Origin of the sequence: Catenulispora sp. GP43 (assembly GCF_041260665.1) — a bacterium.
Taxonomy (GTDB): Bacteria; Actinomycetota; Actinomycetes; order Streptomycetales; family Catenulisporaceae; genus Catenulispora.
Window position 1 is genome coordinate 1 of sequence record NZ_JBGCCT010000051.1, and the last position, 23,706, is coordinate 23,706.

The 23,706-nt window shown below is 70.7% G+C and carries 20 protein-coding genes and 1 pseudogene; 9 read left to right on the forward strand and 12 right to left on the reverse strand.

Features of this window, described 5'->3' with window-relative positions:
* Window positions 1–914: 914 nt before the first annotated feature.
* Entirely contained in the window at window positions 915–2,165 is a 1,251-nt protein-coding gene (locus tag ABH926_RS50810; protein WP_370374632.1) for an amidohydrolase, read from the reverse strand.
* Window positions 2,166–2,331: 166 nt separating this feature from the next.
* Here ABH926_RS50810 and ABH926_RS50815 point away from each other — a divergent pair, with 166 nt between their 5' ends.
* Window positions 2,332–3,708: a N,N-dimethylformamidase beta subunit family domain-containing protein gene (locus tag ABH926_RS50815; protein ID WP_370374633.1), complete on the forward strand. Its 1,377-nt coding sequence runs from the start codon at window positions 2,332–2,334 to the stop codon at window positions 3,706–3,708.
* A 37-nt stretch (window positions 3,709–3,745) separates the two neighbouring features.
* Here ABH926_RS50815 and ABH926_RS50820 read toward each other — a convergent pair whose 3' ends face one another.
* The 5 genes from ABH926_RS50820 to ABH926_RS50840 form a co-directional block, all read right to left on the reverse strand.
* Complete coding sequence (locus tag ABH926_RS50820; protein WP_370374634.1) at window positions 3,746–5,203, reverse strand: N,N-dimethylformamidase beta subunit family domain-containing protein; 1,458 nt, start codon at window positions 5,201–5,203, stop codon at window positions 3,746–3,748.
* A 134-nt stretch (window positions 5,204–5,337) separates the two neighbouring features.
* Window positions 5,338–6,270, reverse strand: a complete 933-nt coding sequence (locus ABH926_RS50825) for a hypothetical protein (protein WP_370374635.1) — start codon at window positions 6,268–6,270, stop codon at window positions 5,338–5,340.
* Entirely contained in the window at window positions 6,267–6,821 is a 555-nt protein-coding gene (locus ABH926_RS50830; protein WP_370374636.1) for a SigE family RNA polymerase sigma factor, read from the reverse strand. The genes ABH926_RS50825 and ABH926_RS50830 overlap by 4 nt, the downstream gene beginning before the upstream one ends.
* A 147-nt stretch (window positions 6,822–6,968) precedes the next feature.
* On the reverse strand, window positions 6,969–8,552 hold the full coding sequence (locus ABH926_RS50835; RefSeq protein ID WP_370374637.1) for a methylmalonyl-CoA mutase: 1,584 nt from the start codon (window positions 8,550–8,552) through the stop codon (window positions 6,969–6,971).
* A 188-nt stretch (window positions 8,553–8,740) separates the two neighbouring features.
* Entirely contained in the window at window positions 8,741–9,991 is a 1,251-nt protein-coding gene (locus ABH926_RS50840; RefSeq protein ID WP_370374638.1) for a cytochrome P450, read from the reverse strand.
* A gap of 378 nt (window positions 9,992–10,369) precedes the next feature.
* On the opposite strand from ABH926_RS50840, the gene sdhC reads away from it, so the two are divergent.
* From sdhC to ABH926_RS50865, 5 genes are all read left to right on the forward strand, one after another.
* Complete coding sequence (gene sdhC / locus ABH926_RS50845; RefSeq protein WP_370337001.1) at window positions 10,370–10,768, forward strand: succinate dehydrogenase, cytochrome b556 subunit; 399 nt, start codon at window positions 10,370–10,372, stop codon at window positions 10,766–10,768.
* A 7-nt stretch (window positions 10,769–10,775) separates the two neighbouring features.
* Entirely contained in the window at window positions 10,776–11,225 is a 450-nt protein-coding gene (locus tag ABH926_RS50850) for a succinate dehydrogenase hydrophobic membrane anchor subunit (RefSeq protein ID WP_370374639.1), read from the forward strand.
* An 8-nt stretch (window positions 11,226–11,233) separates the two neighbouring features.
* Window positions 11,234–12,997, forward strand: coding sequence for a succinate dehydrogenase flavoprotein subunit (sdhA, locus tag ABH926_RS50855; protein WP_370374640.1), 1,764 nt, complete (start codon window positions 11,234–11,236; stop codon window positions 12,995–12,997).
* On the forward strand, window positions 12,997–13,770 hold the full coding sequence (locus ABH926_RS50860; protein ID WP_370354214.1) for a succinate dehydrogenase iron-sulfur subunit: 774 nt from the start codon (window positions 12,997–12,999) through the stop codon (window positions 13,768–13,770). Before sdhA ends, ABH926_RS50860 begins: the two co-directional genes overlap by 1 nt.
* 169 nt (window positions 13,771–13,939) lie before the next feature.
* Complete coding sequence (locus ABH926_RS50865; protein ID WP_370374641.1) at window positions 13,940–14,395, forward strand: SSI family serine proteinase inhibitor; 456 nt, start codon at window positions 13,940–13,942, stop codon at window positions 14,393–14,395.
* A gap of 25 nt (window positions 14,396–14,420) precedes the next feature.
* Here ABH926_RS50865 and ABH926_RS50870 read toward each other — a convergent pair whose 3' ends face one another.
* Window positions 14,421–15,119, reverse strand: a complete 699-nt coding sequence (locus ABH926_RS50870; protein ID WP_370374642.1) for a TetR/AcrR family transcriptional regulator — start codon at window positions 15,117–15,119, stop codon at window positions 14,421–14,423.
* Between the two features lie 107 nt (window positions 15,120–15,226).
* Here ABH926_RS50870 and ABH926_RS50875 point away from each other — a divergent pair.
* The 3 genes and pseudogenes from ABH926_RS50875 (at window position 15,227) to ABH926_RS50885 (ending at window position 18,239) form a co-directional block, all read left to right on the forward strand.
* A pseudogene (locus ABH926_RS50875) lies at window positions 15,227–16,800 on the forward strand (MFS transporter).
* An 82-nt stretch (window positions 16,801–16,882) separates the two neighbouring features.
* Window positions 16,883–17,386 (forward strand): SigE family RNA polymerase sigma factor, encoded by a 504-nt coding sequence (locus ABH926_RS50880; protein WP_370374643.1) that lies wholly within the window; start codon window positions 16,883–16,885, stop codon window positions 17,384–17,386.
* Between the two features lie 10 nt (window positions 17,387–17,396).
* Entirely contained in the window at window positions 17,397–18,239 is an 843-nt protein-coding gene (locus ABH926_RS50885) for a hypothetical protein (RefSeq protein ID WP_370374644.1), read from the forward strand.
* Between the two features lie 13 nt (window positions 18,240–18,252).
* Here the strand turns inward: ABH926_RS50885 and ABH926_RS50890 are convergent, their stop codons facing one another.
* The 5 genes from ABH926_RS50890 to ABH926_RS50910 all read right to left on the reverse strand — a co-directional run bounded on the left by ABH926_RS50890 (window position 18,253) and on the right by ABH926_RS50910 (window position 23,320).
* Window positions 18,253–18,879 carry a response regulator gene (locus tag ABH926_RS50890; RefSeq protein WP_370374645.1) on the reverse strand — a complete coding sequence of 209 codons (627 nt, stop codon included), beginning with the start codon at window positions 18,877–18,879 and terminating at the stop codon, window positions 18,253–18,255.
* 94 nt (window positions 18,880–18,973) lie between these two features.
* The gene (locus tag ABH926_RS50895) at window positions 18,974–20,299 is read right to left on the reverse strand and encodes a sensor histidine kinase (RefSeq protein WP_370374653.1); all 1,326 of its coding nucleotides are present in this window, start codon (window positions 20,297–20,299) and stop codon (window positions 18,974–18,976) included.
* Window positions 20,300–20,343: 44 nt separating this feature from the next.
* Window positions 20,344–21,066, reverse strand: a complete 723-nt coding sequence (locus tag ABH926_RS50900; RefSeq protein ID WP_370374646.1) for an ABC transporter permease — start codon at window positions 21,064–21,066, stop codon at window positions 20,344–20,346.
* A complete protein-coding gene (locus tag ABH926_RS50905; RefSeq protein WP_370374647.1) occupies window positions 21,063–22,028 on the reverse strand; it encodes an ABC transporter ATP-binding protein in 966 nt (321 codons plus the stop codon). The genes ABH926_RS50900 and ABH926_RS50905 overlap by 4 nt, the downstream gene beginning before the upstream one ends.
* Before the next feature lie 197 nt (window positions 22,029–22,225).
* Window positions 22,226–23,320, reverse strand: a complete 1,095-nt coding sequence (locus tag ABH926_RS50910) for a glycosyltransferase (RefSeq protein WP_370374648.1) — start codon at window positions 23,318–23,320, stop codon at window positions 22,226–22,228.
* Window positions 23,321–23,706 lie beyond the last annotated feature (386 nt).

Genomic DNA, 23,706 nt, shown 5'->3' on the forward strand with positions numbered 1-23,706 from the left:
CCACACGTGCTCGATGCGGGCAGCACCGTGCAGGCACATTTTCGCGCCGACCCAACGGCGCGGCAACGCGCCATCCCTACTCGCTCCGGGGATGGGGGGTCGCGCTGGCTGCTGCCGGTCGCTGCTTGTGGTCGCCTTCGTCCCGGATTCCCCGTCACATCGTCGCCCGGAGGGAACTAGCCCGTCTGACCGGTGTCAAGCCGGATCACACGCTGCTGTGGTCGGGCTGCGTGCGGCTTGACACCGGTCAGACGGGCTAGTTGTGCAAGCACCGCCGACGCGACGGGGAATCCGGGACAACCCCGGCCTGTGGTGTGGACGGGGTCCACTCCGGGACGCACACGCGGCGGCCGTGACTGGCGAGCCTAGAGTGCGGGAACCGTTCCCACAGGTGGGTTTGTCCCGGATTCCCCGTCGCGTCGGCGGGCGTAGCCAAGCTGACCGGGCCCGTGGTGTCAAGCCGCACGTCACAGCACCACAGCAGCGTGTGATCCGGCTTGATACCACGGGCCCGGTCTGCTTCCGTTAGGCGACGATGCGACGGGGAATCCGGGACGAAGGCGACCACAAGCAGCGACCGGCAGCAGCCAGCGCGACCCCCCATCCCCGGAGCGAGGCCGCTCGCCGCGCAGGCGCCGCCGGAGGCGCTCTTGACTGTGGTTTTTGACTGTCGCCGTAAACCCGACCACCTGCCCACACCACCGCCGCCGTCACGCGACCAGACCCACCACCCAACCCGCGCCACCAACGGGTCCCGTAAACCATGCGCGAAGCCGTAAAAAGCTCCTAAAACCCACCACTTAACCGCATCGCACCACCCGCAACCCGCCACCCGCCACCCGCCACCCGCCACCCGCCACCCGCAGATAACTCACAAGCGCCGCTAACTCACCAGCGCCCCTTCCCGCGTGCGCTCAGCTGATCCAGTCGCACAGCGCGGCGGTGGCGAGCATCCGGACGCCGACCGCGATCGCGCCCTCGTCGGCCACGAACGTCCCCTGATGCAGATCGCGCACGGCCTTCTCGCCGGGGGTGCGCACGCCGAGCCGGGCCATCGCGCCGGGCACCCGCTGCAGGTACCAGGCGAAGTCCTCGCCGCCGAGCGACTGCGGGGTGCTGACCACCGCGTCGCCGCCCAGGGCCCGGGAGGCCGCGGTGCGGAGCAGGGCCACCGACTCGGCCTCGTTCACCACCGGGGGCACGCCCTGCACGTAGTCCAGGGTGTGCTTGACGCCGAACTTCGCGGCGATCGCGTCGACGAGCTCGTGCACCACGTCCGGGGCCTGGTTCCAGGCGTCCTGGTCCAGGGTGCGGATGGTGCCCCGGGCCGAGCCGCTGCCCGGGATCGCGTTCGGCGCGCTGCCGGCCGCGATCTGGCCCCAGACCAGGGACAGGCCGGCGCGCGGGTCGATGCGCCGGGACAGCGCCGCCGGGACCTCGGCCACGATCGAGGCCAGGGCGTAGACCAGGTCGGCGGTCAGGTGCGGCCGGGAGGTGTGGCCGCCGGGGCCGTCCAGGGTCAGCGAGACCATGTCGCAGGCCGCGGTCAGGGCGCCGGTGCGCAGGCCCACCTGGCCGGCGTCCAGCTTCGGGTCGCAGTGGATGGACAGGATCTTGCTGACCCCGTAGAGCGCGCCCTCGGCCACCATGTCCAGCGCGCCGCCGGGCATGACCTCCTCGGCGGGCTGGAAGATCAGCCGCACCGGCCGGGTCAGCCGCCCGGCGCGCGCCAGTTCGGCCAGGGTCAGGCCGGCGCCCAGGACCACCGCGGTGTGCACGTCGTGGCCGCAGGCGTGCATGACACCCGGGACCCGCGAGCGGAACTCGAGCTCGTTGTTCTCCTCGACCGGCAGCGCGTCGATGTCGGCCCGGAAAGCCAGGAAGGGCAGCTTCTCGCTGCCCGCCGGGACGATGTCGCAGACCAGTCCGGTCCCGACGCCGCGCACCCGCGGCGCGAGCCCGGCCCGCTCCAGCCGGGCCGCGATGGCCGCGGTGGTCCGGAACTCGGCACGGCTCAGCTCGGGGTTGGCATGGAGGTCCCGTCGGAACAGGACCAGCTCTGGCACGAGGTGGCCCGCCACGTCGAGCACGTCCGAGACGTGCGCGTGCTGATCCGATGCGGGGGCCGAGTCGCTCGCGACCGGCGCTTCGTGAGCCTGGTCCATTGCCCAAGGGTAGGCCCGCGACCGGCGACTGTGGGGGCGGTCTGTCAAATGATGCGCTGATCGGGTGAAGAAGATCGCGATTTTCTGACCCGATAGGAGGATTGCGCCATGGCCCACATGGGTAGGAACGCGTTTCTCCGACCCGGGCGTGTCAGGGTGACGGATTGTGAAGACCCGCAGGCCCGCCCGACTGCCGAGCCCACGGCTGCCGCTGCCCGGCGCCCGCCGCGCGATCCAGGCCTACGCCTCCGCCCCGAGCGCCCCCGCCGGCGGCACGATGGAGTTCCGCGTCTCGGTGCCCAGCGGCGCCGCGTGCTCGGTCGCCGTGCGCCGCATCGGGACGCCGGTGCCGACCCCCGCGGTGCGCTTCGTCGGAGAGGACCAGGACGGGGCCGCGCTGACGTGGGTGCGGGTGACGGCGGCGAAGGGGGGCCCCGGCGGCCGTCTCGACGCCAGGTTCGGCGACTGGCCCGAGGGCGCGGGTGGCGGATGGCGGTCGACGCGCGAGGGGTTCGGCCACGGCGAGGCGAGCGGCGGGGACGTTGAGGGTGAGGCGGTCGGCGACGACGAGCGGAAGCCGACGCGCGACGATTTCGACAGCAGCGACGGCGAGGCGAGCGGCGGCGGACGGTGGCCGGGCCGCGACGGCAGCGGTGGCGGGGCGGGCGGCAGCGGCAGCGGTGGCGGTGGCAGCGCGAGCGAGGCGGCCGGCGGCGGGTTTTCGTCGGCGGGCGAGGATTTCGGCGGCGGTGGCGCGGGCGAGGCGGCTCGCGGCAGCCGGTCGCTGGACCGCGATGGCACCAATGGCGACAAGGGCTGGACAACCGGCGGTGGCGGCGCGGGCAGGGCGACCGGCGGCACCCACTGGTCGGACCGCGATGCCGTCGGCGGCATCGGCTCCGGCAGCATCAGCTCCGGCGGCATCGGCTCCGGCGGCATTGGCTCCGGCGGCCCGGCCGGCGACCTGGGTGTCCCCCTCACCTGGTGCGACTGGGAGCCCTCACTCCTGCTCGACATCCCCGAGTCCTGGCCGCCGGGCCTGTATGTCGCGCGCTTCACCGTCGAGGCGCCGCTGCTGTCCGTCATGGCGTTGCGCGGGCGCAGCGCGTACGTGCCCTTCGTCGTGCGCGGGCCGCTGGCGGCGGGCTTCCCGACGCTGGTGGTGCTCCCGTTCGCGGCGTACATCGCCGCCAATCCGTGGCCGATCGCCGATGTGCGGCGGGCCCGCGCGCTCTCGCTCGACCGGCCGTTCGCGGGCAACGGGCTGCCCGCCGGGTTCGCCGCCGACGCCGCGTTCGTCGAGCCGCTGACCGCCACCGACTTCGCCACCAGCCTGGACCTGCACGCCGGCCTCGTCGATCCGGCCGCCTATCGCAAAGTGCTGTTCCGCGCGGACCTGTGGTCGCCGCGGATGCGGGCCGCCATCGCCGACGCGTCGCTGCACGGCACCGACGTCGGCGGTCTCGACGGCGTGCCGCCGGCCTCGATCGACTTCGCGCCGGGGCCCGACGGCCGGGATGACAGGATCTTGATTCGGTACTGAAGCGGGAGCCAGAACCAGTCCCGTGCCGACAGTTCCCCTACTCCCCCAGCATCCGCGCCAACAGGTTCGCGGTCGCGCGCTGGATCCGCGAGTCGGCGATCCCGTGCGCGGACAACCCCTTCGCCCAGTGGAACGTGCCGCCGTCGAAGACCAGCCCGCCGGCCGCCGTCTGGTGCACCACGGTGTGCTGCATCCGCGGCTGCCCCTGCCCGGTGTACGGCGAGGCCGCCAGGATCTCGACGCCGTCAGGGCTCGGAATCCACGGCTGCACCTGGTCGCACTCGCCCCACAGCAGCTCCGGGATCTGCTCCCCGTTCCGGACCCCGGTGCCCTCCCAGAACCAGTGGCCCGCGTTGTCCACCACCAGCGGCGCGGTCCCCTTCAGCGTCGACACGTACTGCGCGCCGAGCACCTCCTGCTCCGGCCGTCCCGTCTGCCGCCACTGCGCGGTGCGCTCGTTCGGCGACGACGCGCCGGGGTCGGGGCGGTTCTTGTAGCAGACGACCGTCCGGCCCCCGTCCTCCAACCGGATACGCCAGTACACGTTGTTCGCCGCCAGGAAAGCCACATGCGCGCCGTTGGCGATCGCCTTGTCGAGCGCGTCGCGCATCGGCGCCGACCAGTACTCGTCGTGCCCGGGGAAGATCAGGGCCTTGTGACGCGTCGGGTCCACGGTCCCGTCGTGCAGGTTCGCGCTGTCGGCGTAGCCGATGCTCCTGCCGTGCTCGGCGGCCCAGATCTCGACCCACTTGGCGAACGCCGTGTCCAGGTCGAAGTTCGCCGGCAGCCCGGTGACGTGGTACGGCCGCTCGAAGCTGACCTTCGTCGCGGCCTTGCCCTCGGTGTGGATCTTGCCGTCTTCCCAGGCGTAGTACAGGCTCGCGCCGGTCTTCTTGTCCTTGGGGTACTCGTTGTACGCCTGGTACGTCGGGAACGGCAGCGCGACCAGGATGTCGTGGCTCCCCGCGTCGTCGCGCACCACGAAGGGGACGCACGTCTGCAAGCCGTCCTCGGTCCGCAGCTTCGCGACGTGGATCCCGCTGCGCCAGTCGGCCGGCACGTCCAGGTGCCAGCTCGGCGTCCAGGAACAGGTGATGGTGCGGGTGACCAGATCGAGGGCCGACCACTCCTGCGTCACACCGTCCAGCCCCTCGGTCTTCAGGACGCTGACATCCTCGGCCCCGACCCGGAACACCTCGACGGTGTACGGCTGTGGCGGGTTCACCGACACCATGAAGTCGATCCCCGCGCCGAGGTTGACGCTGTTCGCCGACGCGTAGACCCGGACGCGGCCCTCGACGTCGCTGCTGGCGCAGGTGCCGCCGGACTTCGGCGACCAGACCGGCTCCCCGGCGGCGGCGACGTTCTCGGCCGATGCGATGTCGCGCGACGGCGGGACGGGGTGCCCGGGGTTATAGGGCTTGGCCCGGAACATCCCGGTGACCTCGCGCTTGGCCTTGGCCGCTACGCGCCGGCCGTACTTGCCGAACCCCATGCTGACACCCATTGACGCCGCCGATCGGAACGCTCTGCCGTGATCCCCGATCTGCGCTCGCAGATCTGCCACCATGGTAGTGCGGTCTCAGGTCAGTCGAGTTGGCCTGAGACCGCGCTGGGTGTGTCGCCCGATCACTTCTCGGCGGTCGGGCTCGGCACCGAGGTGCCGCCCGTCATGCCTTTGTACCGCTGGGTTCCGAGCACACGGCCGTGGGCGTCGTAGACCGTGATATCCGCGTTTTTGTAGGCCAGCGCCGACTGCGGCACCATCACCACGTAGTAGTCGTTCTGCTCCCCCGGAACCTCGATGACCGGCTGCTTGCCGGAGGTCCAGCCGTCGAGGTCCACGCTCATGTACGCCACGTCCGTGCCGTCGATCCGGCCTTCCATGTAGGCGGGCGTGTTCACCGGGTTGCTGCCGGGAAGAGAGCTACTGGCGAACCGCCCCAGCATCCTGGTGATCGAGCCGTCGTCGGTCGGGTTGCACCCGCCGCCCGCCAGGAACCCGCCGGTGTGGTCGCCCGGCGCGCCGTCGCCCCACTGCAGTCCGGTGAAGTCACACTCGATGGTCCCGTGCTTGCCCCAGTTCGCCGCGTACGGCAGGTGCGGCCGCGAACTGGGGTCGCCCATGACGTTCGCCGGTTCGGGACCCGCCACCACGTAGCGGTCACGGACCAGCCGCCAGTGCTGCCCGTCCTGGGTCCCGCTCGCCAGCACCACGACGCTGTCGTTCGGCAGCGCGGGGTTCCCCTTCCCGGGCCCGGGCAGCGGCGTGGGCACGACGATCGGCGGCGGGTTGGCCGCGTCCTTCGCCTTCGATGTCGGGCTCGAGGCCGCGCTCACCGCCGCACCCTTCGCGGGGTGGCCGCCGGCGAAGACCGCCAGCGAGGCGACCGGCAGGACCGCCAGCGCCGCCACCCCGGACGTCACCGCCAGCCGGCGCCTCGTCCGCCGCACCGCGCCGTCCCGCATGACGTCCGCGATCGGCGAGGCGCCGATCACCAGTCCCGAGACCTCCTCGTCGAACGCGCCGTGCAGTTCCCCGCGCTCTGACTCGTCGTTCATTCCGCATCCTTCCTTCCGGATTCCGCCAGTACCGACCCGGGATCGACGAGAGCGGCGCTGTTCCGCAGCCGCGCCAGCGCCTTCGAGGCCTGGCTCTTGACCGTCCCGGTCGAGCAGCCCAGCACCGCGGCGACCTCCCGTTCGGAGAGGTCCTCCCAGTACCGCAGCACCACCACGGCCCGCTGGCGCGGCGGCAGTTCGGCCAGCGCCGCCATCACCGCGGACCGCTGGGCGAGCGGCTCGTGCGGGATGTGCGAGCGCCCGTCCTGGGGCGCCGCGACCAGGTGCTCGGCCACCCGCCGTTTCCGGAACCGTCCGGAGTTGGCGTTGACCAGCACCCGCCGCACGTAGGCGTCGACGTCGTCGGCCCGCCGCACCCGGCGCCACGACGCGTAGACCCGCGTCAGCGCGGTCTGCGCCAGGTCCTCGGCCAGGAACCGGTCTCCCGTCAGCAGATAAGCCGTCCGTACGAGCACCGGCCACCGCGCCGCCATGTAGGCCTGGAACTCGGTGTCGGCGTCGGCCTTGTTGTCCGTGCCGCTCTCGGGCATCACGACCCCCTTCCGCCCTACCTAGAGCACGGGGCGGCCGAGGGAGGTTGCCCCGATCCGAGGTCCCCGTACACAAAAGACCGCCCCGTTCGCGGGGGTACCGGCCATCGGCGGTACCCCCGCGAACGGGGCGGCGGGGTCCGGCGCCTAGAAGGCGTCCGCCGGCACGTACGTCCCCCACACCGCCCGCAGCGCGTGGCTGACCTCGCCGCCGGTGGCCCGCGCGGCCAGCGCCTCGCGCATCGGGTACAGCACGTTCTCGGTGTCCGATTCCGCGGCGCGCTTCATCGCGTCCAGGGCCTTCGTCACGGCGCCGTTGTCCCGCTCGGCGCGCAGCTTCACCAGGCGCTCGGCCTGCTGGGCCTCGATCGCGGGGTCGACGCGCAGCGGCTCGTAGGGCTCCTCGACGTCGATCGTGTACTTGTTGACGCCGACGACGGTGCGCTTCCCGCTGTCGATCTCCTGGGTGATCTGGTACGCCGAGCGCTCGATCTCCTGCTTCTGGAAGCCGGCCTCGATGCCCGCGACGGCGCCGCCGTAGTCCTCGACCCGGGCCATCAGCTCCAGGGCCGCGGTCTCGACCTCGTCGGTCATGGCCTCGATGGCGTAGGAGCCGGCCAGCGGGTCGACGGTCTTGGTGACGTCGGACTCGTAGGCGATCACCTGCTGGGTGCGCAACGCGAGGCGGGCGGCCTTCTCCGTCGGCAGGGCGATGGCCTCGTCGAAGGAGTTGGTGTGCAGGGACTGGGTGCCGCCGAGCACCGCGCCGAGGCCCTGCAGGGCCACCCGGACCAGGTTGACCTCCGGCTGCTGCGCCGTGAGCTGGACGCCGGCGGTCTGGGTGTGGAAGCGCAGCATCTGCGACTTGGGGTTCTTGGCGCCGAACTCGTCGCGCATCACGCGGGCCCAGATGCGGCGGGCCGCGCGGAACTTCGCGATCTCCTCCAGCAGGGTGGTGCGGGCCACGAAGAAGAACGACAGGCGGGGCGCGAAGTCGTCCACGTCAAGTCCCGAAGCCACGGCGGCGCGCACGTACTCGATGCCGTTGGCCAGGGTGAAGGCGATCTCCTGCGCGGGCGTGGCCCCGGCCTCGGCCATGTGGTAGCCGCTGATGGAGATCGTGTTCCACTTCGGCACCTCGCGGTGGCAGTACTGGAAGACGTTGGACACCAGGCGCAGCGACGGCTTCGGCGGGAAGATGTACGTCCCACGCGCGATGTACTCCTTCAGGATGTCGTTCTGGATGGTGCCGGTCAGCTTGTTCGAGGGCACCCCCTGCTCCTCGCCGACCAGCTGGTACATCAGCAGCAGCACCGAACCGGGGGCGTTGATCGTCATCGACGTCGACACCTCGCCCAGCGGGATCCCCTCGAAGAGCACCCGCATGTCCTCGACCGAGTCGATGGCCACGCCGACCTTGCCCACCTCGCCGGCCGCGATCGCCTCGTCGGAGTCGTAGCCCATCTGCGTGGGCAGGTCGAAGGCCACCGAAAGGCCCATGGTCCCGGCGTTGATCAGCTGGTGGTAGCGCCGGTTGGACTCCGCCGCGGTCCCGAACCCGGCGTACTGCCGCATCGTCCACGGCTTGCCGGTGTACATCGTCGGGTACACCCCGCGGGTGAACGGGTAGGCCCCCGGCTCGCCGAGCTTGGCGGCCGGATCCCAGCCGGTCAGCGCGGACGGACCGTACACGGGCTCGATCGGCAGGCCGGACTCGCTCAGCGATGACACCTTCGGGCTCCTTAAGGCTACGGGGCTCGCGGCGAGGGTACGCGGCCTCCTTGACCGCAGGGTATTCGGTACCCCTTGAGGGCACCAACGGGTTGGCCTGAGGCGTGCGTCACCCGCCGACCCGCCTATACCACCAGCACCCCGCGATGCCCGGAACCCCCAAGCATCCGCGCGTGCGCTACGTATCGCTACGCATAGCGCACCGGCAACGCCTTTATCCCGTTGATCCACGCCGACCGCAGCCGCCGCACGTCCCCGTCCGGGGCCAGCCCGGGCGCCAGGTCGGCCAGCGCCTCGAACATCAGGTTGATCTCCATCTTCGCCAGGTTGGCGCCGAGGCAGTAGTGCGGCCCGCCGCCGCCGAAGCCGAGGTGCGGGTTGGGGTCGCGGGAGATGTCGAAGGTGTGGGGCTCGGCGATCACGCTCTCGTCGTAGTTGGCGGACGAGTACAGCATCACCACCCGCTGGCCGGCCTTGACCTCGACGTCGCCGACCATGGTGTCGACCGCGGCGGTGCGCTGGAAGGAGATGATCGGCGTGGCCCAGCGGACGATCTCGTCCGCGGCGGTCTTTGGCCGCTCCTTCTTATAAAGCTCCCACTGCGCGGGGTTGTCGAAGAAGGCCCGCATGCCGTGCGTGATGGCGTTGCGGGTGGTCTCGTTGCCGGCCACCACCAGCATCATCACGAAGAAGCCGAACTCGTCGTCGTTCAGCTTGCCGAAGCCGTCGCCGCGGTCGGCCTGGATGAGCTTGGTGACGATGTCGTCCTCGGGGTGCTCGCGGCGCTGCGCCGCCAGGCTCATCGCGTACATCAGCAGCTCGATGGAGGCGTTCTTGCCGTCCTCCTCGCTGACGTTCAGGTCCGGGTCGTCGTAGCCGGTCATGGTGTTCGACCACTCGAACAGCTTCCAGCGGTCCTCCTGCGGCACCCCGATCAGGTCGGCGATCGCCTGCAGCGGCAGCTCGCTGGCCAGGTCGACGACGAAGTTCCCGCTGCCGCGCTCCACCGCCTCGGCGACGATCCGCCGGGTGCGGTCCTTGAGCACCGACTCCAGCGCGTTGATCGAGCGCGGGGTGAAGCCGCGCTGGACGATGTTGCGCATCTTGGTGTGGTCCGGGGCGTCGGCGTTCAGCATGATGACCTTCTGCATGTCGAGGTCTTCGCGCGTCACGCGGGGGCCGAAGCGCACCAGGGCGGTGTTCGGCGAGGAGGCGAACAGCTCCGGGTGCGTGGAGACGTACTTGACGTCGGCGTGCCGCGAGGCCACCCAGTACCCGTCGTCACCGAACGGCTGCTGGGAGTCCGGGGTGGCGCACCACCACAGGCGCGCGGACCGCCGGAGCTCGGCGAACTCCTCGAACGGCATCCGCTCCTCGTACAGGTCCGGATCGGTGAAGTCCCGGTCGACCGGGATCTCGGGCTTGGTCGTGACGGACATGCGGGCGCCTCCCAGCCACGGGGTCTATCTGACGGTGCCTGATTCTGACGGGTTGTCAGCTACCGGTCGAAGGGCACGGTAATAACGTGTTCTATTTTTCGCAATAGCCATCCGACCTGCGCCCGTTACCTTGTCGCGACCTGGGCGGGCGCGGCGTATTTAAGCCAACGAATCTGTTGGCAAATCCCTCACATGGGCCGATGCTACCCATTCGGCGTCCGGGCCTTGAGGGGTTGGTCACACTCGGCTTGCGAGTCCGTTTTGTCCACTTGATGATCGTTAGCATGACCGCTGGCATCGAAGCCTGTCCGCATGTCAAGACCCATGCGCGCGGTAACGGTAGCCGTCTCGTCAGCTACTTCACCTGAGAGGCTGGGCATGGCAAGCGGAGCTCAGGGCGCCAAGGGCACCCTCTACCGCGGCCGGGAAGGCATGTGGAGCTGGGTCGCGCAACGCGTCACCGGCGTCCTCGTGTTCTTCTTCCTGTTCGCACACGTGCTCGACACGGCCCTGGTCCGCGTCAGTCCGCACACGTACAACCAGGTCATCGGCACGTACAAGAACCCCGTGGTGAACCTCCTCGAGGTGGGCCTGGTCGGCGCCGTCATGTTCCACGCCTTCAACGGCCTGCGGATCATCGCGATCGACTTCTGGAGCAAGGGGCCGAAGTACCAGCGCCAGCTCCTGTGGTTCGTCGTCGGTCTGTGGGCGGTGCTGATGCTCGGCTTCCTGGAGCCGATGATGCAGCACACCTTCCACGAGTGGTTCGGGTGGTAAGCCGATCATGAGTACTCACGTCTCCCTCGAACCGCCGCGCACCGGGAACCCCGGCCGCTCGCAGCGCATGCGGACCCGCAAGGGCCCGGGCAAGGTCACCCGCGGCAACTTCGAGCTCTACTCCTGGCTGTTCATGCGGGCCTCCGGGGTCCTGCTGGTCTTCCTGGTCCTGGGCCACCTGTTCATCATGATGGTCACCGACGGCGGCGTGGAGAAGATCGGCTTCGCCTTCGTGGCCGGCCGCTGGGCCTCGCCGTGGTGGCAGTTCTGGGACCTGCTGCAGCTGTGGCTGGCGATGATCCACGGCACCAACGGCATGCGCACCGTCATCAACGACTACGCCGACAAGGACCGCACCCGCGCGATCCTCAAGGGCCTGCTGTACACGGCCGCCGTGCTGACGATCGCGCTCGGCACCCTGGTCATCTTCACGTTCGACCCGAGTATCAAGGGCTAGGCGAGCGCATGGCACCTCAGATCCACACCTACGACACCATCATCGTCGGCGCCGGCGGCGCCGGGATGCGCGCGGCGCTGGAGTCCTCCAAGCGCAGCCGCACGGCGGTGCTGACGAAGCTGTACCCGACCCGCTCCCACACCGGCGCGGCGCAGGGCGGCATGTGCGCCGCGCTGGCCAACGTCGAGGACGACAACTGGGAGTGGCACACCTATGACACCGTGAAGGGCGGCGACTACCTGGTCGACCAGGACGCCGCCGAGATCATGTGCAAGGAGGCGATCGACGCCGTCCTGGACCTGGAGAAGATGGGCCTGCCCTTCTCCCGGACCCCCGAGGGCAAGATCGACCAGCGGCGCTTCGGCGGCCACACCAAGGAGCACGGCAAGGCGCCGGTGCACCGGTCCTGCTTCGCCGCCGACCGCACCGGCCACATGATCCTGCAGACGCTGTACCAGAACTGCGTCAAGCAGGAAGTCGAGTTCTACAACGAGTTCTACGTCCTGGACCTGCTGCTGCACGAGGACCCGGACGGCACCAAGTACGCCGCCGGCGTCGTCGCGCTGGAGCTGGCCACCGGCGAGATCCACATCTTCCGCGGCAAGGCCGTCATCCTGGCCACCGGCGGCTTCGGCAAGGTCTTCAAGACCACCTCCAACGCGCACACCCTGACCGGCGACGGCATGGGCATCGTCTGGCGCCGCGGGCTGCCGCTGGAGGACATGGAGTTCTACCAGTTCCACCCGACAGGCCTGGCGGGCCTGGGCATCCTGCTCACCGAGGGCGCCCGGGGCGAGGGCGGCATCCTGCGCAACGCCGACGGCGAGCGCTTCATGGAGCGCTACGCCCCGACCATCAAGGACCTGGCGCCCCGCGACATCGTCGCGCGCTCCATGGTCCTGGAGGTCCGCGACGGCCGCGGCGCCGGTCCCAACAAGGACTACGTCTACCTGGACCTGACGCACCTGCCGGCCGAGCAGATCGAGGAAAAGCTGCCGGACATCACCGAGTTCGCCCGCACCTACCTCGGCGTCGAGCCGACCACGGAGCTGGTGCCGGTGTACCCGACGGCGCACTACGCGATGGGCGGCGTGCCGACCAACGTGGCCGGCGAGGCGCTGGCCGACAACGACACCGTCGTCAAGGGCCTGTACGCGGCCGGCGAGGTGGCCTGCGTGTCGGTCCACGGCTCCAACCGCCTGGGCACCAACTCGCTGCTGGACATCAACGTCTTCGGCCGCCGCGCGGGCATCAACGCCGCCGAGTACGCGGTCGGCGCCGAGCTCAAGCCGCTGCCGGCCGAGCCGGAGCAGGCCGTGGTGTCGATGGTCGAGGGCCTGCGCAACTCCACGGGCCACGAGCGCGTGGCGCAGATCCGCTCGGAGCTGCAGACCACGATGGACCAGAACGCCGGCGTGTACCGCAACGACGAGACGCTGGCCCAGGCCGAGAAGGACGTCAAGGAGCTGCAGCGCCGGTACCAGGACGTCGCGGTCCAGGACAAGGGCAAGCGGTTCAACACCGACCTGCTGGAGGCCGTGGAGCTGGGGTTCCTGCTCGACCTGGCCGAGATCCTGGTCCTGGGCGCCCGCAACCGGACCGAGTCGCGCGGCGCGCAGGCCCGCGAGGACTACCCGACGCGGGACGACGTGAACTGGCAGAAGCACACGATGGCCTACCGGGAGAAGGACGGCGAGGGCGGTTACAAGATCCGCCTGGACTACAAGCCCGTCATCGTGACCCGCTACCAGCCGACGGAGCGTAAGTACTGATGAGCACCGCTACTGTGCAAGAGCACGTCGAGACGTCGGCCTCCGGCAAGGCCGGCATCGCGATGATGACCATCACGGTCCGCATCCGGCGCTACAACCCGGAAGTCGACGCCGCGCCGCACTGGGTCGACTACCAGGTCACCGCCGACCCGACGGCCCGCATCCTGGACTCGCTGCACAAGATCAAGTGGGAGCAGGACGGCTCGCTGACCTTCCGCCGCTCCTGCGCGCACGGCGTGTGCGGCTCGGACGCGATGCGGATCAACGGCAAGAACCGGCTGGCGTGCAAGGCCCTGGTGAAGGACCTGAACCCGAGTAAGCCGATCACCGTCGAGCCGATCCAGGGCCTGCCGGTGCTCAAGGACCTCGTGGTCGACATGGAGCCGTTCTTCCAGGCCTACCGCGACGTCAAGCCGTTCCTGATCGCGCACGGCAACGAGCCCACGCGCGAGCGGATCCAGTCGCAGAAGGACCGCGACCGCTTCGATGACACCACCAAGTGCATCCTGTGCGCGGCGTGCACCACGTCGTGCCCGGTGTTCTGGGCCGACGGGCAGTACTTCGGCCCGGCGGCGATCGTCAACGCGCACCGGTTCATCTTCGACTCCCGCGACGACGGGGCGAACGAGCGCCTGGAGATCCTCAACGACCGCGAGGGCGTGTGGCGCTGCCGGACCACGTTCAACTGCACCGAGGCGTGCCCGCGCGGGATCCAGATCACGCAGGCGATCGCCGAGGTGAAGCGGGCGCTGATCACCCGCCGAGTCATTTGATCTCTGAATGACCTGATATGCGACACTGGTCTGATCTGTAAAAGATGACCCGCCGGATGATGATTCCGGCGGGTCCTCCGCTTTTACGGGGAACGTTCGCGGGACGCTGGTCTGTGCCTGACGCCGGCCGATCCCGCGGCCGGCGGGGCCCTCGAGAAAGGGACCGACGATGCGCCGACTGGCCGCCGTCACCGCCACCGCATTCCTGTCCGCCGCCGCGCTGTCCGCCGGCGCCGCCACCGCTCAGGCCGCCAACGCCCACGCCACGCCCCGGTTCACCGTGCACGTGCTCGGCAGCGTGCATCTCAAGCGCGTGGACCGCATGAACGGCCGGACGCGTACCGCCTACCTGCTGTGCACGTCCACGTCGACCCACGGCTCCGCACCCGTCATCCACGGCCTCGGCGGCCTGAAGGACGCGACGTCGGCGTGCGAGGAGTTGGCCGCGGTGCACGGCCGGCTGGACACGCTGGCCGTGCACCCGGCGTGGATGGCGCCGGCCCTGGAGGCGCCGGTGGAGGTGCAGGCGGCCGGGACGTGGGAAGGACGGAAGGTCGCCTGGACCCACCGGTTCCCGAACGGCGGCTGGGTGACCAAGGCGACCGGGGACGTGTTCGCGTTCTGAGCCGGACGGCGATGGCGACGAACGGCTAACTCCGCAGCCCCCTGCGCGCGTTCTCCTCGGCGATCAGGCGCTCCACCTCGGCCCGGTCGTCGGGGTTCAGGGGGCTGAACTCGGCCGGCTCGCCGGGCAGCCCGCGGTTGCCGGAGCCGGCCCGCAGCCCGTCCAGGATGATGCCGACGAGCCGGTCGTTCAGCATCCGCGGGTCGATCCTCGGGGGCCGGCTCGACCCGCTACTGGAGAGCATCCCGGCCAGCATCTGGATCTCCAGGAAGCTGACATCGGGGCGCAGCTGCCCGGCCTCCTGCGCGCGCCGGTAGACCCCTTCGACGCCGTCGATGGCCTCCCGCATGGCGCCGGCCACCGCCGGGTCGTCGATCAGGTCCAGCCGCTCGCGGAAGATCACCGGCAGGGTGGGGCCCAGGCCGAGGCCGGCGACGGCCCGGACCAGGGCCTCCCAGGCCGGCGGGGCGTCGGGGGCCTCGGGGGCTTCGGGCCCGGCGGAGGCGGCCGCCTCGCGCGCCGCGGCGGCCATGCTCCCGAACAGGTCGACGAGCACTCCGCGCAGCAGCGCGTCCCGGTCCGGGAACCGGCGATAGAGGGTGCCGATGCCGACCCCGGCGCGCTTGGCGATCTTGTCCAGCGCGACGGTCGTGCCCTCCTCGACGAAGACCTCGCGCGCGGCGTCCAGCAGGGCCCGGCGGTTGTCCTCGGCATCGGCTCGCATGGCGCGCACTGTAGCGCCCCGGCCATAGCGGATGAAAATCCTCCACTTCCGCTACGCTGATCCGCGATAGTGGACGAAGTGCTCCGTTTAAGGTGGGGGATCACCCGATGACCGACACCCTGCACACACAGACCTCGGGCGGCTCCTCCGCGAGCGCCTCCGAGCAGCCCGAGAAGGACCCCAGGCGCTGGAAAGCCCTGATCTTCATAGCCGTGGCCCAGCTCATGGTGGTCCTCGACGGCACCATCGTCCCCACAGCCCTGCCGCCTCGCTCCATGCGGAGCTGATGGCTGCAGTTGCGTGTGGGCCCATTACGCCCTGCCCTGAAGCCCAGCGTTCCCTGGGCTTCTCCGACGGCAGCCGGCAGTGGCTGATCACCGGCTACACCCTGGCCTTCGGCAGCCTGCTGCTGCTCGGCGGCCGCGTCGCCGACTACACCGGCCGCAAGCGCGCCCTGCTGGTCGGCCTGACCGGCTTCGCCCTGGCCTCGGCGATCGGCGGCGTGGCCCCGGACTTCGCCGTCCTGCTCATCGCCCGCTGCCTGCAGGGGGCGTTCGGCGCGCTGCTCGCCCCAGCGGCGTTGTCGCTGCTGGCCACCACGTTCACCGAACCGCTGGAGCGCGCCAAGGCCTTCGGCCTGTTCGGCGGGGTCGCGGTCGGCGGCAACGCCATCGGGCTGCTGCTCGGCGGTCTGCTGACCGAGTACCTGAACTGGCGGTTCTGCCTGTACGTCAACATCCCGATCGCGGCGATCGCCCTGCTCGGCGGTCTGAAGGAGATCCGCGAGTCGCGCGCCGAGGGCCGCATGAAGCTCGACCTGCCCGGCGTGGTGCTGGTGGTCGGCGGGCTGGTCGCGGTCGTCTACGGGCTCGGCCAGGCCTCGACCGACGGCTGGGGGTCGGGCACGGTCCTGGGCTGCCTGATCGGTGGCATGGTGCTGCTGGCCGGGTTCCTGGTGGTGGAGTCCCGGGTGGAGGCGCCGCTGCTGCCGCTGCGGGTGCTGAAGTCCCGGACCCGCGGCGGCGCCTATCTCGCGGTCGGCACGGCGGCGGTGGGCATGTTCGCGCTCTTCCTCTTCCTGACGTACTACCTGCAGGACGTGAAGAAGTACTCGGCGGTCATGACCGGCGTGGCGTTCCTGCCGATGACCGCGGCCATCATGATCTCGGCGGTGCTGCTCGGCAGCCGGCTGGTGCCCAGGGTCGCCCCGCGCCTGCTGATGGTCCCCGGCATGCTGGTCGCGGCCGGCGGCCTGGCACTGATGACGACGGTCAAGCCGGACACCGGCTACGCGGTCGGCGTCCTGCCGGTGGAGGTGCTGGTGGGTCTCGGCCTGGGCCTGGTGATGGCCCCGGCGATGAACTACGCCACGCACGACGTCCGCCCCGAGGACGCCGGCGTCGCCTCGGCCACCGTCAACACCTCGCAGCAGGTGCTGGCCTCGGTCGGCATCGCGCTGTCCAACACCGTGGCGGCAAGCGCCACCACCTCGTACCTGAAGTCGCACCGGCCGTCGCCGACGCTGGTGAGCGACGCCGTGGTGCACGGCTTCACGACGGCCTCGGGGGTGGCGGCGGCGATCGTCCTGGGCGGCGCGGTGGTCGTCGCCCTGCTGATGAACACGGGCAAGCCGGACCCGTCGCGGCTCTCCACCGACGCTCCGAAGGCCGTGCACATCTGAGCACTGACAACACATTCGGCCGCTGACGCAACCCCCCGCGTCCGCCGCTTCGTCAGTGGGGTGACCACGGAGGGAGCGGCGGATGCGGGAAGTGCGTGAGCAGGAGTTCGACGAGTTCGTCCTCGCACGGCAGCAAAGGCTGCTGCGCACGGCGTATCTGTTGTGCGGGGACTGGCACCTGGCCGAGGACCTGACGCAGAACGCGCTGGCGAAGGTGTACACGGCATGGAACCGGATCCAGCGCGTCGAGCAGATCGACGGGTATGTGCACCGGATCCTGTTCCGTACCTACGTCGACACCTATCGGCGTCGCCGGAAGCGGGAGATCTTGAGCGCGGCGGTCCCGGACGTCGCCGGCACTGGTATTGCCAGCGACGTCCGGTTGACTCTACTGTCCGCGCTGGCCGAGGTCACCCCCCGCTACCGCGCCGTGCTGGTCCTGCGGTTCTGGGAGGACCGCAGCGTCGACGAGACCGCCGACGCGCTCGGCATCTCCGCGGGCTCGGTGAAGTCGCACACCCACCGTGGTCTCCACCAGTTGCGCTCGGTCCTCGGGGACCAGGCGCTGGATCTCATCGGGAGCTGAGGAGGCCTTGATGCAGGAGACGGATGTCGGGAGGGTGTTCGCCGCGGTGGCGCCGGAGACGGTGCCGACGGTCGGCGGCCTGCCCGAGCGGGCCAGGGCGCTGGGACGCCGGCAGCGGCGGCGGCGCGCGGCGATGACGGGCGGCGGCGCGGGACTGGCGCTGGCGGGGGTGGTCGGGGCGGTGGTGACGCTCGGCGGGTTCGGGGCGGGGCGGGCGGAGTCGGCTTCGCCGGGTCCGGGGTGGCAGAGCAACGCCGGGCCCAACCCGGGTCCGACGCACGGAGCGCCTTCGCCTCCGCCGTCGGCGCCCACGTCTGCGCCCACTTCGGCGCCCCCGTCCACGCTCACGCCCGCGAATGGCCTGCCGCCGGGGACAGATCAGGCCACCGACGACCCGGGCGCGGACGCGAAGGTCCTGGCCGCGATCAAGGCCGCGCTGCCGGCCGGGGACCGGGACAAGCCGACGTTGTACCGTGCCGCCTCGACACCGAAGAACGGCTACGGCGCGGAGTACAACTGGGGCCCGCGGAGCCAGGAGACGGTGTTCGACATCTCGGTCGGGCCCATCGCCCCGGTACTGCCCGGCGAAACCCCGACCATGTGCCAGGCCGACTTGAAGCACTGCACGATAGGAAACGCGACGCTGCACGGAAACCCGGTCGTCTGGCAGTACTACTACGGGAGCCTCAGCAACCCGACCCTGAACATCTACGACTACAAGGCGATGGTCGGCTACCTGCTGTCGCCCACGGGGCCGAACGCATCGCGGCTGCCCGGACTGGCCGAGCTGAAGGACGTGGGGCTGAACGAGCAGGTGGCCTCGGCACTGCTGGCCGCCTGGAAGCGGCAATAGGGCAGAACCCGCCCTACAGCCAGCCTCGCTGCTGCGCCGCCCGGATCGCCTCAGTGCGGTTCCGGGCGGCGGTCTTCTGGATGCAGGCCGACAGGTAGTTGCGCACCGTGCCCTCCGACAGGTGCAGCCGCCGCGCGACGTCGGCGATGGTCGAGCCGTCGGCGGAGGCCGCGAGCACATCGCGCTCCCGCGGCGTCAGCGGATTCTCCCCGGCGGCCAACGCGGCAGCCGCCAGATCCGGATCGATGACCCGCTCCCCCCGCAGCACCTTGCGAATGGCCGCGACCAACTCGGCCACCGGCGCGTCCTTCACAAGGAACGCCGAAGCCCCCGACTCCATCGCCCGCCGCAGAAACCCGGGCCGCCCGAACGTGGTCAGGATGATGATGCGCACATCCGGCATCGCCCGGTGCAAAGCGTCGGCGGCATCCAGCCCCGACATCCCCGGCATCTCGATGTCCAGCAACGCGACCCGCACATCAGCCGCCTTCGCCGCCGCGAGCACCTCATCACCGCGCCCGACCTCGGCGACGACCTCCAGATCGTCCTCGAGATTGAGCAGCGTCGCCAGCGCACCCCGCACCATGGCCTGATCCTCGGCGAGCAGGAGACGGACGACATCGGCAGAGGCGGCGGTCATGGGGCCAACCTACCGCCGGCCTCGCACGCCGGCCGCCACACCGACCAGCAACGTGGTCCCGGCCGAGCACGCAAGCAACCCTCGCCACCATCGCTCACCCCGCCCCGATCCCCCGCGCCGGCGCCGCCGCCACCAGCCGGAAGTCCCCATCCTTCCCGCCCACCGAAAGCCGCCCCCCGACCGCGTCCAGGCGCTCGCGCAGCCCGGTGAGGCCGTGGCCGCCGCAGGCGTCGGTGGCGCTGACCGTCGCGGCCAGGCCGCGGCCGTCGTTGCGGACGGTGAGCACCATCTCGTCGCCGCTGCGGGTCAGGGTCACCTCGACGCGGGCCGCCGCGCTGTGGCGGATCGCGTTGGTCACCGCTTCGCGCAGGCTCCAGGCCAGGGCGGCTTCGCTCTGGGCGTCGAACTCGCCGGTCGCCGCCGCCACCTCCGGGGACGCGTCGAGCTTGATGCCGGCCGCCTCCAGGGCCACGTGTGCCGACGCCACCTCCACCGCGAGGGTCGCCCGGCGGTAGCCGCTCACTGCTTGGCGGATGTCGGTCAGGGTCTGGCGGGAGACCTGCTCGATCTCCTCGACCTCTTTCAGGGCCGCGTCCAGGCGCGGGGTGGGGCCGTCCGGTGCCGCGGCGCGGGACTTGGCGAGCATGCGCTGCGCCAGTTCCGCCTTCAGGGTGATGGTCGCCAGGGAGTGGCCGGTCAGGTCGTGGAGGTCGCGGGCCAGGCGCAGGCGCTCCTCGTTCGCCGCCAGGCTTGCCACCTGGGTGCGGGCTTCGCGCAGTTCGCCGATCAGGAGCGCCATCTGGCGGATGCCGAGGGTGGACATGCCCGCGAAGAAGATCGGGAAGGCCAGGGTCAGCCAGGTGGAGAAGGAGCGGTTGGCGCTCGTGAGCAGGATGCAGACGGTCATCATGCCCAGCGCCGCGAGAACACCGCGGAAGGCCGACCCGTCGCGGATCGACAGGCCCAGGCCCGCCCCCGCGCCGACGTACACCCACATCCCGACCAGGTCCGGGTAGATCCAGACACTGGTCACCAGTGCGAGCGCGGCCATGACCGCCAGGATCGGCAGCACCCCGCGCGGGGCCTCGTTGACCACGCCGACCGACCCGGTCTTCGGGTACACCGCGTTCGCCAGCCAGCAGTACGCCACGACGAACACCGCGACCAGGCCGTAGACCAGCAGCTTGAAGCTCTGCGCATGGCTGGACCCGGCCACCTTCGCGACCGGGTCGATCAGGTAGAACAGCCAGACCGCGGCGAACAGCCACTTGTACCGGCCCGGCTGTCCCACCCGCGGATGCCGCATCTGGGGAGGCGCGTCCGCGGACGCAAGACGGCCGGCCCATTCCGCCGCGCCGGCCATCCCCTCCTCGGCCGCCGCCGGCGGCCCCTCGGCCGACCGCTTGCTCCACACGTCCATCACCTCCGTATCGTGCCTCCCCTAGGGGATCCCTCCGCAATTCGTCACTGTTCCTTCGCCGACCGGTACGAGGCCACCGCCAGCAGCGCGAACAGCACGCCCCACGCCGCGACCACCGCGATCGACATCGCCGAGACCTTGCCGGTGGCCAGGATGTCCGTCCCCAGCTTGTGGGCCTGGTAGGTCGGGAACCACTTGCCGATCTTCTCCAGCGTGCCGCCGAGCGGGAACCACAGGCCGCCCAGGATCGCCATCGGGAAGAACGTCAGCATCACGGCCGGCTGCGCGGTCTCCGGGTCGAAGCGGTAGCCGATCGCCACCGCCAGCGAGACGAAGGTCATCGAGACCAGCCACAGGATCACCGCGTTCGCGACCCACTTCCAGGCCGGCATCTCGACATGGTTGAGGAACGCGCCGATGCCGAACACCACCAGCACCGACGGGATGGTCGTGGCCAGCGAGGTGACCACCTTGGCGAAGACGTACCCCCAGCCCGGCAGCGGGGTCAGCCGCAGCTGCCTGGTCCAGCCGGACTTGCGCTCGGTGGCGATCCGGATCGAGTTGTTCATCAGGGCCCCGGCGAACGCGCCGTAGGTGGCCATGGCCAGCATGTAGTAGGCCTTGAAGTCGACCCCGTCGGCCTGGGTGCTCTGCTTGCCGATGATCAGGTACAGCGCCGCCGGCATCGCGATCGCGAAGATCAGGTACCGGCCGTTGCGCATGACCCGCAGCACGTCCAGCTTGGTGAGCGTCAGCGTGGCGTTCATCGCGCCGCCTCCAGGGTCGCGGTGTCGGTGTCCCCGACGGAGTTGTCCTCGGCCGTGATCGCCAAGAAGGCCTGCTCCAGGCCCAGCGCCTGGATCTCGATGTCGGCCGGCCGGTATCCGGCGTCCAGCAGCGCGTACAGCGTGGCGTCCGAGTCGGAGGTCTGCAGCCGCACGATGTCCGCCTGCCGCTCCACGTTCACCAGGTTCGGCAGCCGGTACAGCACCGCGTCCTGCACCCCGGGGAGCCGGAACGACAGCCGCTTGGCGCCGGCGCTGGCCTTGATGTCGGCCGCCGAGCCGTCGGCGAGCAGCCGGCCCTTGTTGATGACGATGACCCGCTCGGCGAACTGGTCCGCCTCTTCCAGGTAGTGCGTCGCGAACAGCACCGTCTTGCCCTCGTAGGCACGCTCGCGCATGGTCGCCCAGAACGCCTGGCGGTTCTCCACGTCCATCCCGGTCGTGGGCTCGTCCAGCACGATCAGCGGGCTGTCGCCGATGATCGCCATCGCGAACTGCACGCGCTGCTGCTGGCCGCCGGACAGCTTGTCCACCCGGCGGTCGGCCAGGTCGGCGATGTTGGCCCGCTTCAGCGCCTCGGCGACCGGGATCGGCCGCGGGTGCAGCTTGGCCCACAGCTCGACCTGCTCGCGCACCGTGACGTCGCTCATCAGGCCGCCGGACTGCAGCATCGCGCCGACCATGCCGCCCTTGATGGCCTCGGCGGCGGTCCCGCCGAACAGCGCCACCCGGCCGGAGTCGGGCCGGCTCAGGCCCAGCAGCATGTTCAGCGAGGTGGACTTCCCGGCGCCGTTCGGGCCGAGGAAGGCGATGGTCTGGCCGGGCTGCAGGGTCATGGTCAGGCCGTTGACGGCGTGGACCGGGCCCTTGGGCGAGTGGAAGGTCTTGCTCACGTTCTCGAACTCGACTACCGCCCCGTCCGGGCTTCGAGCGTCTCGTGGCATCTCAGTCGTCCCCAGTGTCCTTCGGAAGGTGTGTGACCTGCTGCGTGGTGGCTTCCCGTGCGAGATCAATGACACCACCGCGACCTGGGCCGGGACCATGGTGAAAGCTCGTGAAAACCGCATGACAGCTGTCATGGACGGCACTGTGAAAACCTCATGGGGCGCCCGGGAGGAACCGCACCGGGCGCCCGCGATACCTAGCCGGCCAGCACCGATCTGTACAACTCGCTGACATGGGCGGCCTGCTCGGCGACCCCGTACCGCTCCAGCGCCCCCGGCGGCGCCGAGCGGTCCACCGGCTTCAGGTCCGCCGCGCAGCGCAGCGCGGCGACGAACGCGTCGGGGCGCGAGGGCACGCGCGCCGCCCGGTCCCCCAGGCCCGGCAGGCCGTCCAGCGCCGGGGAGTCGGAGTAGACCGCCGGCAGCCCGCAGGCCACCGCCTCCAGCGGCGCCAGCCCGAAGGTCTCCGACGGCGAGGGCGAGGCGAACACGTCCATCGCCGAGAGCAGGTCCTTGATCTCCAGCATCCCGCCCCCGACGTCCCCGGTGAAGTGCACGCGGCCGGGCATCAGCTCGGCGGCCAGCCGCTGCAGCCGGGCCCGGTCCGGGCCGGCCCCGACGATCAGCGCGATCGCGCCGTCGATCCGGCCGGCGGCCTCGATGAGCACCTCGAAGTGCTTGTCCGGGTCCAGCCGGCCGACCCCGCCGATCACGAAGGCGTCTTCGTCGATGCCCAGGATCTTGCGGACCAGGGCGCGCGCGTTCGGGTCGAAGCGGAACTCGCGGATGTCGATGCCGTTCTCTATCACCTCCACCCGGTCGATCCGCCAGGCCCGCAGGTAGTCCGCGACGGCCTGCGAGACCGCTATCGTCACCCGGCCCATGCGCTCGGAGGCCCGGTACATGGCGCGCACGCCGAGCCGGTCCTTGGGCCGGCCCTCGATGAGCTCGCGGCCCAGCGAGTGCTCGGTGGCCACGATGGCCCGGACGCCGGCCATCCGCGCGGCCAGCCGGCCGTACAGGTGGGCCCGGTACAGATGGGTGTGCACGAGGTCGAAGCCGCCGTCGCGGATCAGCTTCACCAGGTGCATCAGCGAGGCCATGTCGCGGTTGGACGGCATGCGCAGGTCGTGCACCCGGAACCCGTCGGCCCGGATCCGCTCCCCGACGCGGCCGCCCTCGGTCAGGCACGCCACCTCGCACTCCTCGGGCAGGTGCTGGAGCAGCGTGGCCAGCTGGCGTTCGGCGCCGCCGGAGGCCAGGCCGGTGATGACGTGCAGGATTTTGGACATACGGGGCCGCCTTCCTTGCCCCCGCTGCCTGGACGCGGGCGGACGGCCGGCCACGGGCCTGCGCCGTCGCGGACGCCGGCGCGGGGACGGGCCGTGGGCTGAGGTCCGGGCCGGGCCCGGGCCGGGAGTGGAGACACCCGCGGCGGAATCAGAGGTTTGATCCGAGGATAGGCGGCGATATCGGATAGGACCCCCCGAAGGCCGTGCGCGCGCACGGCAGAATACGCCCCTGCCATCGGTTCCCCCCGGAATCCGCGCCTCGATCCGCTGCGGAATCCGCCGTCGGCCGTCCCCATAGCCGGATCCTAAGAGGCCTCATTTATGTTGACAACGGCACCGGAGGGCGACAGGTTCAACTCCGTCCGGTGTTCGGCGCATGTCAACCG